The following is a 14,115-nucleotide window of genomic DNA, read 5'->3' as shown; positions in this document are numbered from 1 at the left end:
CACACCGTGACAATGACACCAACCACCACAGCAACCCGCGAACAGGAGCCCACCCGATGAGCGAATCCGTCAACCTCCCGGCGCTCGGCGAGAGCGTCACCGAGGGCACGGTCACCCGATGGCTGAAGAACGTCGGTGACCGGGTCGAGGTCGACGAGCCGCTGCTCGAGGTCTCGACCGACAAGGTCGACACCGAGATCCCGTCGCCGGTCGCCGGCGTCGTCGAGGAGATCCTCGTCCAGGAGGACGAGACGGTCGAGGTCGGCACCGCGCTGGTCAAGATCGGCGACGGCTCCGGCTCCGGTTCGGACGCCTCGGACGGCCAGGGCGCCGACGAAGCCGCGGCCGACGCGAGCGAGCCGGAGACGGCCCCGAGCACCGAGCAGGGCGAGGAGCAGAAGGCCCCGGAGCCGCAGCAGGCCGAGCCCGCGCCGGGCGGCCAGACGCAGCCCGCCGCACCGCAGGCACCCTCGGCTCCCCCGGTCCCGCAGGCCGCTCCGGTGCCGCCGCCCGCCGCGGTGCCGGCCGCCGTCCCTGCCCCCGCCGCCGCTCCGGCTCCGGCTGCTGCTCCGGCCGCGTCCGGCGCGACCGCCTCGGCGTCGGTGCCGAACCCGAACCAGGACGCCTCGGCCTCCGGCTACGTCACCCCGCTCGTGCGCAAGCTCGCCAACGAGCAGGGCGTCGACCTGTCGACCGTCTCCGGCTCCGGCGTCGGCGGCCGCATCCGCAAGGAGGACGTGCTCGCCGCGGCCGCGAAGGCGTCGTCCGCCGGCTCGTCGGCTCCGGCCGCCGCTGCCGCCGGTCCGTTCGTGGCCGAGACCTCGCCGCTCCGCGGTACCCGCGAGAAGATGTCGCGCCTCCGCAAGGTCGTCGCCGAGCGTGCCGTGCAGTCGATGACGTCGACCGCGCAGCTCACCAGCGTGGTCGAGGTCGACGTGACGAAGGTTGCGCAGTTCCGTGACGCGAACAAGGCCGAGTTCCTCGAGAAGACCGGTTCGAAGCTGAGCTTCATGCCGTTCTTCGCCCTCGCGGCGTCCGAGGCCCTCAAGGCGCACCCGAAGATCAACTCGACGGTCGAGGGTGACGAGATCGTCTACCCGGACCACGAGAACGTCTCGATCGCGGTCGACACCGAGCGCGGCCTGCTGACCCCGGTCATCAAGGACGCCTCGAGCCTGTCGTTGGCGGACTTCTCGAAGTCGATCGCCGACCTGGCCGAGCGCACGCGCAACAACCAGCTCAAGCCAGACGAGCTCGCGGGTGGCACCTTCACGCTGACGAACACCGGTTCGCGCGGCGCGCTGTTCGACACCCCCGTGGTGTTCCTGCCGCAGTCGGCGATCCTCGGCACGGGCATCGTGACGAAGCGCCCGGCCGTCGTGAAGGTCGACGGCCAGGAGGCCATCGCGATCCGTTCGTTCGTCTACCTCGCGCTCTCGTACGACCACCGGATCATCGACGGCGCGGACGCGTCGCGGTACCTCGTCGCGGTCAAGAACCGCCTCGAGGAGGGCAACTTCGGCCCGAACCTCGGCTACTGACCCAGCGTCCCGTTCCACACCGGACGGCCCCGGTCCCGCTCAGGGACCGGGGCCGTCCGGCATTCCCGGGGTCGCGCGATCGACAGGACGGGCGCCGTCCTCACAGGAGGCCGACCGCCGCGGTGGTGAGTCCCCCGGCGACGACGACCCCGACGACCGCGTGTCGGACCGGCAGTCGACGCCCGGATCCGAAGGGGATGCCCTGCTCGACGGCGTCGCGGACCGCCCGCACGACGAGCGCGCTCAGGTCTCCCGGAGCCGGACCGGCCGGAGTCGGTGCGACCGGGCGCTCGTCGAACAGCTCGGACACCGGCCGGGTCCACCGTACGGGCCTGGGCGGGGCCGCTGCGACGACCAGGTCGAGCGCCTCGCCGACGAGCACCGCGTCGCCGTCCCGCGCTGCGTCGAGCGCCGGGTCGAGCACCGCCCTGGCCGCGGCTCGTGCATCGACGCGGTCCCAGACCGCCCGCGCGGCCAGGACGAGCTGCCTCGGGCCGTCGGGGTCCCGCGCGGGTCGCGCCGACGCCGGCGGCCCGGACGGTGCACCGGTCGGGTGCGCCGCGTCGGTCCCGGGCTCCGCCCCACAGGAGCCATCGGCGTGCACCGGCACGGCACCAGGTGGCACGTCGGCGACCACCACGGCGCCGGACTCGTCGACGCCGACCCCGTCCAGCGGCACGGTGCCGACCTCGACGGCGCCGCTCCGCGCTGCGAGGGCGACCTGCAGGAGCGGCACGGTCAGGGTGACGGCCACGCCCTCGGTCGGGACGCCGACGACGTCGAGTGTGCACTCGAGGGGCCGGACCGCGGGCCGCAGGACCTCGGCCGCCGGGTGCCCGCTCGAGCACCTGCCGACCCGGACCACCGGCACGAGGTGCGGACCGCACCCCGCCGACCGGTCGGCCGTCCACCGCGCGAACGCGGACGGGTCTCGTGCGCCGCACCAGCGCTCGTGTCGTTCCGTCGTCGTCATGGTGTCGAGCGTGGCGGAGGAGCGGTGGGCCTCCCGTCCGTCGCTCCCCGTCTGTGGACGGGACCGTTCGCCCACAGCTCGACGAGGGACGGTCTGCAGGCGGGAGCCGAGGCCGTATCCTGGTCGCATGGCACGCAGCACTCCCCAAGCACCGACGGCGAAGGAGCCGGGTCGTCTCAAGCAGATGTACCAGGTCTTCACCATGACCCGTCGGGCCGACCCGAAGTCCGTCTGGTGGTTCCTGCTGGCGTTCGTCGGCCCCGTCGTCGTGGGCGTCCTGCTCGCGCTCCTGCTCCCCGGGCAGAACTGGCTGGCGATCACGCTGTGGATCGTCGCGGGCGTCCTGCTCGGCGTGCTGCTGTTCCTCATCGTCCTCGGTCGGCTGGCCGAGCGCGCGGCCTACTCGCAGATCGCTGGGCAGCCCGGCGCCGTCGGTGCGGTGCTGTCGAACTCGCTGCGCCGCCAGTGGCGCTCCAGCGAGATGCCCGTCGCGGTGCACGGTCGTTCGCAGGCCGCGGTCTACCGCGCGGTCGGCACGCCGGGTGTCGTCCTGATCACCGAGGGCCAGCGGGGCAACCTCAAGCGCCAGGTGGACGAGGAGCGTCGCAAGGTCCAGCGCATCGTTCCGAACGTGCCGGTGCACGTGGTGCACGTCGACGACGACGAGGACGGCGTGACCCTGCACAAGCTCCCCCGCGCCATGAACAAGTACAAGAAGGCCCTCAACCGCAACGAGGTCCTCGCGGTCGCGAACCGACTCGACTCCCTGACGCACGGCCCGGCATCGGCGATCCCGAAGGGCATGGACCCGATGCGGGCCCGTGCCGGCCGGCCGCGCTGACCCTCGTACGCCCTCGTCGCACCGACGCCCCCGACCGTGCCAGGTCGGGGGCGTCGTCGCGTCCGGGGCTGGTCCGGCGAGGACGCCCCTCGCGTCCGTGGTGCAGGAACCGTCTGGTACCGGCTGTCCGCTCGACGTCGTCTGCTCCGTCGACGCGAGCGGCAGCCCGTACGGCCCGTAGGGCGCGGGGCGCGAGCGCCACGGGTCAGCGCCGGACGAGGACCGTCCCGGCGATGCGGTCGTGCGCACCGCGGCTGTCACGGTCGATGATCAGGGCCGGGACGACCAGGCACAGCAGGACCGTGCGCACCACGGGCCGCCAGACGCCCACGTAGCCGCCACGGATCGGGACGACCCGCAGCCCGACGCACACGTGTCCGAACGACCCGGACAGCGTGCAGATGAACAGCACCTGGAGCACGGCGAAGATCGCGAGCTGCAACCAGGTGTGCGTGATGTCGCCCGATCCCTGCAGCGGCGACCAGACCCCGGTCACGAACGCGACGAGGTCCGCCAGGAGGCCGTCGATGAGCAGCGCCACCACACGTCGGCCGATGCGCCCGACGCTCCGCGGCCCCTCCTCCGGGAGCCCGAGGTCCTTGCCCGGCCACCCGTCCGGGTGCTCACCGCCCGGGTGGGCGGAGGACGCGGAGGGCGGGGTGGTGCTGCGGGCCATGGTTCCAAGGGTAGGCGACCGCGCCGACGTAACACGCACGAAACAATGCAGTCATGTCCGGGAAACCCGGTGTCAATAGCCTCGTCGGAGGGTGCACCTGCGGCACCTCCGACATCACCTACCCCCCAGGAGATCGACACACATGTTCAGCGATTCCTCCGAGGTGCTCGCCTTCATCAAGGACACGGACGTCAAGTTCCTCGACATCCGCTTCACGGACCTGCCCGGTGTCCAGCAGCACTTCAACATCCCGGCGTCGACGGTCGACGAGGACTTCTTCTCGGTCGGACAGCTCTTCGACGGCTCCTCGATCCGCGGCTTCGCGTCGATCCACGAGTCGGACATGCAGCTCATCCCGGACGTGACGACGGCCTACATCGACCAGTTCCGCGCCGAGCGCACGCTGATCATGATCTTCGACATCTACAACCCGCGGAACGGTGAGATCTACGGCCGTGACCCGCGTCAGGTGGCGAAGAAGGCGGAGAAGTACCTCGCGTCGACGGGCATCGCGGACACCGCGTTCTTCGCCCCCGAGGCCGAGTTCTACATCTTCGACGACGTCCGTTACTCGGTGACCCAGAACAAGTCGTTCTACTCGGTCGACTCGGAAGAGGGCGCCTGGAACACCGGTCGCGAGGAAGAGGGCGGCAACCTCGCCAACAAGACCCCCTACAAGGGCGGCTACTTCCCGGTCTCCCCCGTCGACAAGACGGCGGACCTGCGCGACGACATCACGCTCAAGCTGATCGAGGCGGGCTTCGAGCTCGAGCGCTCGCACCACGAGGTGGGCACCGGCGGCCAGCAGGAGATCAACTACAAGTTCGACACGATGGTCCACGCCGCGGACGACATCCTGAAGTTCAAGTACATCGTCAAGAACACGGCCGACCAGTGGGGCAAGGTCGCCACGTTCATGCCGAAGCCGCTGTTCGGTGACAACGGGTCGGGCATGCACACGCACCAGTCGCTCTGGTCCGACGGCAAGCCGCTGTTCTACGACGAGAACGGCTACGGCGGCCTCTCCGACGTCGCGCGCTGGTACATCGGCGGCATCCTGAAGCACGCCCCGGCGCTGCTCGCGTTCACGAACCCGTCGATCAACTCGTACCACCGCCTCGTCAAGGGCTTCGAGGCTCCGGTCAACCTGGTCTACTCGGCCGGCAACCGCTCCGCAGCGATCCGCATCCCGATCACGGGCACGAACCCCAAGGCCAAGCGCATCGAGTTCCGCGCGCCGGACGCCTCGGGCAACCCGTACCTCGCCTTCGCCGCGCAGCTCATGGCGGGCCTCGACGGCATCCAGAACCGGATCGAGCCGCACGAGCCGGTCGACAAGGACCTCTACGAGCTCCCCCCGGAGGAGGCCAAGGGCATCCCGCAGGTGCCGGGCTCCCTCGACGAGGCGCTCGAGGCGCTCGAGGCGGACCACGAGTTCCTCACCAAGGGCAACGTCTTCACCGAGGACCTCATCCAGACGTGGATCGACTACAAGCGCGAGAACGAGATCCTCCCGCTCGCGCAGCGTCCGCACCCGTTCGAGTACGAGCTGTACTTCGGCGTCTGACCCTCGCTCCCCCAGAAGGGCCCCGCACCACACGGTGCGGGGCCCTTCCCCGTCTGCGGGACGCTGGGCGCTTGAGTGCACCGCGAGAGCGACAGGCTTCGGCGAACCGTTCGCGGTGCACTGTCGCCTTCGCGGAGTCATCGGCGGGGAGGCGCGCGACCGTGTCCGGGCCCGCGCGCGAGCTGTGGACAGGACCGCCTGGAGGCCCGGTGCCGGTCCGGCGGACCGGCACCGGGCCTCCAGACCGTCACCCCGCTGTCTGCCCGTTCCTTCCCATCACGGTTCCGATGGCAAGGAGGAACGGGCGTACCTGGTCGGAACGGACCACCAGGTACGCCCGGAACAACCAGGTACGCCCGGAACAGCCAGGCTGCCCGGGCACGCGAGAGCGGGGCCCGCGCCGCACCGGCACGGACCCCGCTGCTGCGCGTCGACGACTAGCGCGCCGTGGCCAGCACGTCGTTCGTCCCCGCCGCCACGCTCACGGGTGCACCCGTGACCGGAGTGGGCCGTCCCAGGGAACGGACGGACCACCCCGCCTCGACCCAGTCGGCGACCGGGAGGCAGTTGCGCGCGTCGATCACGACGCGACGGCCGACGAGCGACGCGAGCGCCACGGGCGACGCCTGCACGACCTCGTCCCACTCCGTCAGGACGAGCACGACGTCGGCCCCCTCGACCGCGTCCTCCTTCGTGGCGGCGTAGGACAGCGTCGGGAAGGAGCGCCGGGCGGTCTCGTTCGCCTCCGGGTCCCACAGCGTGACCTGCGCCCCGCGGAGGTGCAGGGCCGCGGCGACGTTGAGCGCCGGCGAGTCGCGGACGTCGTCGGTGAGCGGCTTGAAGGCGGCGCCGATCACGGCCACGCGGCGGTTCAGCACGGAGCCGCCGAGCGCCTCGATCGTCATGTCGATGACCCGCTCGCGCTGCCCCATGTTGATCTCGTCGACCTGCTGCATGAGTCCGACGACACGACCGGCGCCGATCTCGTTCGCGCGGTGCATGAGCGCGCGGATGTCCTTCGGCAGGCAGCCGCCACCGAAGCCGAGACCGGCGTCGAGGAACTTCCTGCCGATGCGGACGTCGTGCCCGAGGGCGTCGGCAAGGGTCGTGACGTCGGCTCCGGTGATCGCGCACATCTCGGAGATCGCGTTGATGAACGAGATCTTCGTTGCGAGGAAGGCGTTCGCGCTCACCTTCACGAGCTCGGCGGTGGCGAGGTCGGTCGTGATGACCGGGGTGCCCTCGGCGATGGGTGCGGCGTAGACCTCGCGGATGACGGCGTCCGCCGCGGCCGAGGCACCGCCCCAGACCAGGCGGTCCGGGTGGAGGGTGTCGTCGACGGCCTTGCCCTCGCGGAGGAACTCGGGGTTCCAGACCAGCTCGGCATCGATCCCGCTCGGCGCGAACTCGCGGACGATGCCGCGCAGCCGTGCGGCCGTCCCGACCGGCACGGTGGACTTGCCGATGATCAGGCCGGGGTGGGTGAGGTGCTCGGCCACCCCGCGCGTCGCCGCCTCGACGTAGGTGAGGTTCGCGGCGTGCGACCCCGCCTTCTGCGGCGTCCCGACGCACACGAAGTGGACGTCGGCAGCCGTCACGGCCTCGGCGAGGTCGGCCGTGAAGCGCAGTCGGCCGGTGGCGACGTGCTTCGTGATGAGCTCGGGTAGTCCCGGCTCGTAGAAGGGCACCTCGCCGGCGGAGAGCGCGGCGAGCTTCGCGGGGTCCACGTCCACGCCGATGGTGTCGAAGCCCATCTCGGCCATCGCGGCCGCGTGGGTGGCGCCGAGGTAGCCGGTGCCGATGACGCTGATGACGGGAGCCGGCCGCACGTCGGCGGCGTCGGTCTTCTTCTGAGCGGTCACTGCTTGACCTCCTGCAGGTCGTAGTCGGTGTCGGTGCGGGCGATGCCCTCGGCGAAGGTCGCCAGGCTGTCGGCACGGGAGTCGAGGCGCCAGTCGTTCGTGGTGCGGGTGCCGTCGACGATGGTGGTGGCCACCTGGCTGAAGTACGCGAAGCCGATGACGTCGCGGTTGGCCGGGTCCGCCAGGGCGTCGAAGAGCGAGTCGATCCACTGCGACTTCTGGCTGTCCGAGACGCTGCCACCGGTCTCGGTGGCGCCGATCTCGTTCAGCAGGACGTGCTTGCCGGGGGCGACCTGCCGGAGCTGCGCGAGCGTGGCGCCGAAGGTGTTCTGGAAGGTGGGCTGCTCGGTGGCGGTTCGGTAGTACCCGCTCATGCCGACCCAGTCGACGTAGTCGGCGCCGGGGTAGTACTGGCGCATGTAGTCGAGCGTCTGGTACTTCGGGTTGCCGAGCTTGTCGATGCGCGACGGCGACCAGTTCCAGATGACGTAGTCGTTCGCCCCGTTGGCCTGGAAGACGTCGTGCACGTGCTGCCACATGGCGACGTACGACCCGGGTGCGTTCTGCTGCTTCGACCCTTCGGACCAGTTGTACCACTGGCCGTTCATCTCGTGGTCGAGGCGGATGACGACGGGCATGCCGTTGGCCTTCAGCGCCCTGGCGTACGACGCCAGGTAGTCGTCGAACTTCCCGGAGACGATGTCCTGGTTCGTGTAGCCCTCGACGTACGGCTGGTCGTTGCCGGTCTTCGCGGGAACGGTCTCCCACGTCATCATCGGCAGGCGACCGTTCGCCCACGACCGCTGCACGGCGCCGGCGTTGAAGTCCTGGTCGAAGCCCTGGAAGTAGCCCACCATGTTGGTGGCCCGGCCGACCTCCTGCGAGACACGGTCGTACTCGGCCCAGTTGAACGGGGACTGCGCCGTGTAGAGGCCGTACCAACGCGACTGCTGGCCGAGGATCTGCGCCTTGGTGGGCGTGCGGATCGGTTCCGTGCCGACCGGGTCCTTCGACGGGCCGGTGTTCGGCGCGGTTCCGCCCGGGGCAGCATCGCCGGACGAGCCGCCGGCGGCACCACCCGACCCCGAGCCACCGGAGGACGTGCCCGCGGCCGAGCCGCCGGGTCCGGACGATCCGGCGGCGGAACCGGAACCCGCCGCCGACGACTTCCCGCTCGTCGCCGCTCCGAGGTCGGACTGGAGCGACGCGATCTGCGCCTTGAGCCGCGCGATCTCGTCGGCCCGCGAGCCGGCCTGAGCGCTCGACGAGTCGAGTTCGCCCTCGAGTTTCCAGATGGTCTGCTGCGCGGCGTCGAGCTTCGCGGCGAGCTGGGCGGCGGTGGGCTGCTTCGCCTTCGGCGGAGTCACCCCGAGGGCGGAGTGGACGGCCGTGGACACCGGCCCCGCCGGGGACACCCACACGGTCCAGGTGATGAGGCCGAGGACGAGGACGATGGCCGTCGTGCCGATGGCGGTGCGGCGGGCGTGCTTGCTGGACTGCGCCCACCACGTGCTGGTGGATCGGATGAGGTCAGACAATGAGGAACGCCTCCAGGGCGAAGATCGCGATCCCGATGACGTACGGGATCGCCGCGTAGGGGTTGACCCGGCGGGGCTTCGCCGGTGCCGGACGCCCGGTCGGCGCAGCCGCAGCCGCGGTCGCCGCCGAGCGACGGGTGGCGAGGACCGTCGCGGTCGAGTTGGTCGTGGCGTCGGCCCCGAAGAGTTCGTCGAACGCACGGTCGGCCGCGGCCTGGTCCCCGACGTCCACCCGCGCCCGGACGACGTCGGTACGGTCCACCGGCGGCAGACCGGCGTCGACGGGGCTGACGGGCGCGGTGCCCAGCGCGGTCGGCTGGACCGCGTCTGCCGGAGCCTGCTCCACCGGACCGCCGGCGTAGGCCCCGGCACGGGTCCCCCAGCCGGACGCGTGCGCCAGGCGGAAGAACCCGATGAGGCGGATCGGCATGAGGAAGAACGTCGACACGATGATGAACATCGGCAGGCGGAAGAAGTCGCTCGGCTTCTCGGCGAGGTGCCGCATCTGCCGGATGGCCATGCTCAGCACGCTGGAGACGACCATCAGTCCGGCGACGTAGACGAAGCCCGTCGAGAACCCGTACTGCGACAGGATCCCCTGGTACAGGTTCTCGCCCTGCCCGGTCACCGCGCGGTAGATCCAGCCGGCGATCACGCCGAAGAGCATGAACGGCAGGATGATGTCGGTGAGGAAGAACACCGCGAGGACCGGCGCGTGTCCGAGCATCCACGGGAGCATCCGCAGCGTGTTGTACTGCGAGCCGCGCGCCCAGCGGAGCTGTTGCTTGAACAGCTTCTTCACCTGCAGCGGGGCGTCCGTGTAGACCAGCGACGTGTACTGGTAGACGGTCCGGTAGCCCTCCTTGAGCGTCAGGTTCGTGAGCGTCCGGTCGTCGGACACCTCGAGGAACACGCCCATGAACTCCTCGTGCATGAAGCGGTCCATGACCCGGACGAGGATGCTGCGGCGGAACGCGATCGTCCGGCCGGGCAGGCACCCGATCTGCCCGAGCACGCTCTGCGCGGGCATCGAGTACAGCGCGCGGGAGTTCTCGAGCCAGTCGGCCCAGCGGGTGATCCACGAGCGGGTCGGCTCGAGGATCCGCTGTCGGGTGGTGACGCCGCCGACGGACTCGTCGGCGAACGGCTTGAGCAGCTCCGAGAGCGTGCCGGGCGTCCACACCGTGTCCGAGTCCACGAGCACGGTGATGTCACCGGTCGACATCTCGGTACCGACCTTGACGGCGTTGCGCTTGCCCGGGACGGGCGTGTGGGTCCAGCGGACGAGCGGGGCGAACTCGTCGCAGACCTGCTCCAACGCCTCGTTCCTGGCGCCGTTGATGACGACGATGATCTCGCCCGGACCCTGTTCGACCATGCGGCCGATCACGTCGCGGAACAGGTCGATCGGCTCGTCGACGACGGGGACGACGACACTGGTCGTCCCGACGAAGGTGCCGGTGTACGGGCGGTAGCGGGCCGACAGGATGACCTTGAGCAGCCAGAGCAACCAGATCACCGCGGAGTACACGGCGAACAGGTAGAACTCGGGGTGCCCTTCGACCATCTGCCGGATCTGCAGAATGAAGGTGAACATCGATCCCTGCTTCAACGTTCGAGGTGGGGATTCCGCTTCATCGGGGAACCATGGCCGGTTCGGGTGAGGCCATTGATGCAGAACCGGCCGCGCCGCGCAACGCGTCCCCCGTCCGGGGGCACTGTGGCCCTGTCACGGGGTACATGGCTGTCCGCATCGCGGCACCCCTCCTGTGTCCGCCGTGCTGCTGACAGCACCACGGCGGACCGTCCGGGAGCGCTCACACCCTGCGCGCACCGGTCCCGCCGACCGGGAGGCGCGCCCTGCTTCGCGTGGGAAAGTCCAGTTCAGGGGCGGGTTGGCGCGCACGGCGAGCCGCGCCGCAGGCGGGTGCGACGAGGAACCCGGAACCTGATCCCCAGCTGCGAAGAGCACTCCCGGGGTGGACAGCACGGGGTACATCGGAAGATGAGTCGGGGGACAACCCTCGACACGAGGAATTCATCCTCGACGACATGTCATCTTCTCGCGAGTTGCGACCGTCCGGGCGTGTCGCCGCCGGACGGAGCCCTCCTCCGGGTGTCCGTCAGGCGCCGTAGAACTCGCGCTCGAACACCTGCCGTGCTCGTCGGGTCACACCCAGGTAGTCGTCCTCGAGCTGCGACGCGGACCCCGGCGGGTACTCCATCAGGCGGGCGATGCCCTCGAGCTGCACGCGGTCGACCGGCAGCACGTCGGTCGTCTTCCCCGACCAGAGCACGAGCGCACTCCGGGTCCGCGACGCGAAGCGCCAGGCCGCCCCGAGCCGCTCGGCGTCCTCTCCCTCGACGAGCCCCGCCACCGTCGCCGCGTCGAGGGCCTCGAGGGTCGAGGTCGTGCGGAGTCCCGGTACCGACGTCGCGTGCTGCAGCTGCAGCAACTGCACGAACCACTCGACGTCGCTGAGCGACCCGCGGCCGAGCTTGAGGTGTCGGGCGGGATCGGCGCCGCGCGGCAGCCGTTCGGACTCCACGCGCGCCTTGATGCGGCGCACCTCGCGGACCTCCCGGTCGTCGATCTGGTCCGGGTAGCGGGTCCGGTCGGCCAGGTGCTCGAAGTCCCGGAGGAGCGCGTCGTCGCCGACCGCCCCACGGGCCCGCAGCAGCGCCTGCGCCTCCCAGGTCAGCGACCAGCGGGCGTAGTACGCGCCGTAGGAGTCGAGCGTGCGCACCACCGGGCCGTTCTTGCCCTCGGGGCGCAGGTCCGTGTCGAGCTCGAACGGGTGGATGGCGTCGTCCGTCAGGCGCGAGAGCTCGCGGACGATGGTCTGTGCGGCGCGAGAGGCCCGCTCGGGTGCCAGGTCCTCCGGGGCCCGGTACACGTACAGCACGTCGGCGTCGGAGCCGAACCCGAGCTCCCGGCCCCCGAACCGTCCCATGGCGACGATGCCGAACGCGAGCTCGGGCGGGGCGTCGCGGCGAGCGAGGGCGAGGGCGCCCGCGAGCGTCGCCTCGGTGACGTCCGACAGTGCCGGTCCCAGCGCGTCGACGTCGAGGTACCCGAGCACCGCGGCCATGCCGAGACGGAGTGTCTCCCGTCGCCGGGCCGACCGCACGAGGGCGGCTGCACCGTCCACGTCCTGACCGTGTCGCGCGGTCGTCGCGGCGTGCTCGGCGAGCAGCGACCCCAGCGGGCGGGGGCGCAGGAGCGCGTCGGGTTCGTCGAGCCACGCGACGGCCTCGGGGAAGCGTTCGAGCAGGCCGGCGAGGAAGGCCGACTCGGACAGCACGGTCGTCAGCGAGTGCGCGGCCCCCGAGGAGTCACGGAGCATGCGGAGGAACCAGCTCGACTCCCCCAGCGTGTCGCTCAGCCGCCGGAACGCGAGGAGTGCCCGGTCCGGTGCCGGTCCCTCGGCCATCCACCGGAGCAGCACCGGCAACAGGTTCCGCTGGATCGCGGCGCGCCGGCTCGTGCCCTGCGTGAGGGCACGGATGTGGCCGAGCGCTCCGGCCGGGTCCGCGAAGCCGATCGCTCCGAGGCGGTCGGCCGCCTGGTCGTTCGTCAGGACGATGTCGCCGTCGGTCGCGGCCACCGCGGACAGCAGCGGACGGTAGAACAGCCGCTCGTGGAGCCCGCGGACCTCGAGCTTCACGCCCCGCCAGCGCTGCTCGAGCGCGGACGCCGAGGTGGCGAGTCCGGTCGAGCGTGCGAGCACCCGGAGTTCGTCCTCGTCGGAGGGCATGAGGTGTGTCCGCTGCAGCCGGCGGAGCTGGATGCGGTGCTCGAGCACGCGCAGCAGCGCGTAGTCGGGACCGAAGCGTGCCGCCTCCGGGCGGCCGACGTAGCCCGCGGCCGCGAGGGCGTCCATGGCCTCGAGCGTCGAGCGCACCCGGACGGACTCGTCGTCGCGGCCGTGCACGAGCTGGAGCAGCTGCACGGTGAACTCGACGTCGCGCAGGCCGCCCGGTCCGAGCTTGATCTGCCGGTCGACCTCGTCGTCCGGGATGTGCTCGGTGACCCGCTCGCGCATCCGCTGCACGGACTCGACGAACCCGGGCCGGCCGGCCGACGTCCACACGAACGGCGCCACCGCTGCCGCGTAGCGCTCCCCGAGGTCACGGCTGCCGGCGATCGGCCGGGCCTTGAGCAGGGCCTGGAACTCCCACCCCTTGGCCCACCGCTCGTAGTAGGCGACGTGCGAGTCGAGCGTCCGGACGAGCGCGCCGTCCTTGCCCTCCGGGCGGAGGTTCGCGTCCACCTCCCAGAGCGCCGGTTCGGCGGCGAGGTCGGTGATCGCGTGCGTCGCGGCGATCGCCAGTCGCGTCGCGATGAGCACGGCACGGTCGGTGCCGACGCCCGTGTCCGCGGCGTCGTCCCGCGTCGGCTCGGTGACGAAGATGACGTCGACGTCGCTGACGTAGTTGAGCTCACGGGCGCCGGCCTTGCCCATCGCGATGACCGCGAGCGGGGTCGCCGCGACGTCTGCTGCGGGGAACGGGACCTCGCGCCGGGCGACGGCCACCGCGGCCTCGAGCGCAGCGCCCGCCAGGTCGGCGAGCCCTGCGGCGACGACGGGGAACGCCTCGGTCGGCGCGTCGTGCAGCACGTCGAACAGTGCGATCTGCGCCAGGTGCCGACGGTACCGGACGCGGAGCCGCACACGGGCGTCCTCCCCCGTGGCGCCGTCGACGGCCTCGGCCAGGGAGGCGCTGTACGCCTCCTGCGACCACGGTGGCGTGACCGGCTCGAGCAGCAGCGCGATCTCGGCCGGCCGACGGTGCAGGAACTCCCCGAGCCCGACCGAGGCGCCGAGCAGGCGGACGAGGCGCTCCGTGGCGTGCTCGTCGGCCAGCACCGGTCGCAGCTCGTCGGGTGCACGGTCGAGCAGCCGTTCCACCAGCCGCAGCGCGCCGTCCGGATCGGCCGTCGACTCCCAGAGGGCCGGGGCGTCGGTGACCGGCACCCGCATCTCGGGGCCGGACCGTGCCTCCAGTCCGGCGATCCGTTCCAGGCTCTCCGACAGCTCCGCGAAGCCCAGCCGGGCCATCTCGGAACGGGACGTCCTCGTCCGACCGGTCATGTGGTGCGCTCCGGGCGTGCT

At 71.3% G+C, this 14,115-nt stretch carries 9 protein-coding genes; 3 read left to right on the top strand and 6 right to left on the bottom strand.

Annotation, left to right across the window (positions count from 1 at the left end; translation table 11 throughout):
• Window positions 1–56 precede the first annotated feature (56 nt).
• Complete coding sequence (gene sucB / locus DEJ22_RS06895; protein ID WP_111225924.1) at window positions 57–1,541, top strand: 2-oxoglutarate dehydrogenase, E2 component, dihydrolipoamide succinyltransferase; 1,485 nt, start codon at window positions 57–59, stop codon at window positions 1,539–1,541.
• A 100-nt stretch (window positions 1,542–1,641) separates the two neighbouring features.
• Here the strand turns inward: sucB and DEJ22_RS06890 are convergent, their stop codons facing one another.
• Window positions 1,642–2,514 (bottom strand): hypothetical protein, encoded by an 873-nt coding sequence (locus DEJ22_RS06890; RefSeq protein ID WP_181430647.1) that lies wholly within the window; start codon window positions 2,512–2,514, stop codon window positions 1,642–1,644.
• Between the two features lie 127 nt (window positions 2,515–2,641).
• Here DEJ22_RS06890 and DEJ22_RS06885 point away from each other — a divergent pair, with 127 nt between their 5' ends.
• Window positions 2,642–3,355 (top strand): DUF4191 family protein, encoded by a 714-nt coding sequence (locus tag DEJ22_RS06885; protein WP_111225922.1) that lies wholly within the window; start codon window positions 2,642–2,644, stop codon window positions 3,353–3,355.
• 205 nt (window positions 3,356–3,560) lie between these two features.
• Here DEJ22_RS06885 and DEJ22_RS06880 read toward each other — a convergent pair whose 3' ends face one another.
• Entirely contained in the window at window positions 3,561–4,031 is a 471-nt protein-coding gene (locus DEJ22_RS06880) for an RDD family protein (protein WP_111225921.1), read from the bottom strand.
• A 142-nt stretch (window positions 4,032–4,173) separates the two neighbouring features.
• Between DEJ22_RS06880 and glnA the strand changes: the two genes are divergently transcribed.
• Window positions 4,174–5,598: a type I glutamate--ammonia ligase gene (gene glnA / locus DEJ22_RS06875; protein WP_111225920.1), complete on the top strand. Its 1,425-nt coding sequence runs from the start codon at window positions 4,174–4,176 to the stop codon at window positions 5,596–5,598.
• Window positions 5,599–6,035: 437 nt separating this feature from the next.
• Here the strand turns inward: glnA and DEJ22_RS06870 are convergent, their stop codons facing one another.
• From DEJ22_RS06870 to DEJ22_RS06855, 4 genes are all read right to left on the bottom strand, one after another.
• Window positions 6,036–7,460: a UDP-glucose dehydrogenase family protein gene (locus DEJ22_RS06870; protein ID WP_111225919.1), complete on the bottom strand. Its 1,425-nt coding sequence runs from the start codon at window positions 7,458–7,460 to the stop codon at window positions 6,036–6,038.
• A complete protein-coding gene (locus DEJ22_RS06865; RefSeq protein WP_111225918.1) occupies window positions 7,457–8,998 on the bottom strand; it encodes a glycoside hydrolase family 26 protein in 1,542 nt (513 codons plus the stop codon). Before DEJ22_RS06865 ends, DEJ22_RS06870 begins: the two co-directional genes overlap by 4 nt.
• The gene (locus DEJ22_RS06860; protein ID WP_111225917.1) at window positions 8,991–10,595 is read right to left on the bottom strand and encodes a glycosyltransferase family 2 protein; all 1,605 of its coding nucleotides are present in this window, start codon (window positions 10,593–10,595) and stop codon (window positions 8,991–8,993) included. Before DEJ22_RS06860 ends, DEJ22_RS06865 begins: the two co-directional genes overlap by 8 nt.
• Before the next feature lie 526 nt (window positions 10,596–11,121).
• Window positions 11,122–14,094: a bifunctional [glutamine synthetase] adenylyltransferase/[glutamine synthetase]-adenylyl-L-tyrosine phosphorylase gene (locus tag DEJ22_RS06855; RefSeq protein ID WP_111225916.1), complete on the bottom strand. Its 2,973-nt coding sequence runs from the start codon at window positions 14,092–14,094 to the stop codon at window positions 11,122–11,124.
• Window positions 14,095–14,115 lie beyond the last annotated feature (21 nt).

It is taken from the genome of Curtobacterium sp. MCSS17_007 (assembly GCF_003234175.2).
Lineage (GTDB): Bacteria > Actinomycetota > Actinomycetes > Actinomycetales > Microbacteriaceae > Curtobacterium.
The sequence above is the reverse complement of the archived record's forward strand: the minus strand, read 5'-3'. Positions and strand labels throughout refer to the sequence as shown.

Excerpts from the sequence above, each read along its gene's own strand:
- sucB (WP_111225924.1), top strand. The coding sequence starts at position 57 with ATGAGCGAATCCGTCAACCTCCCGGCGCTCGGCGAGAGCGTCACCGAG.
- DEJ22_RS06890 (WP_181430647.1), bottom strand. The coding sequence starts at position 2,514 with ATGACGACGACGGAACGACACGAGCGCTGGTGCGGCGCACGAGACCCG.
- DEJ22_RS06885 (WP_111225922.1), top strand. The coding sequence starts at position 2,642 with ATGGCACGCAGCACTCCCCAAGCACCGACGGCGAAGGAGCCGGGTCGT.
- DEJ22_RS06880 (WP_111225921.1), bottom strand. The coding sequence starts at position 4,031 with ATGGCCCGCAGCACCACCCCGCCCTCCGCGTCCTCCGCCCACCCGGGC.
- glnA (WP_111225920.1), top strand. The coding sequence starts at position 4,174 with ATGTTCAGCGATTCCTCCGAGGTGCTCGCCTTCATCAAGGACACGGAC.
- DEJ22_RS06860 (WP_111225917.1), bottom strand. The coding sequence starts at position 10,595 with ATGTTCACCTTCATTCTGCAGATCCGGCAGATGGTCGAAGGGCACCCC.
- DEJ22_RS06855 (WP_111225916.1), bottom strand. The coding sequence starts at position 14,094 with ATGACCGGTCGGACGAGGACGTCCCGTTCCGAGATGGCCCGGCTGGGC.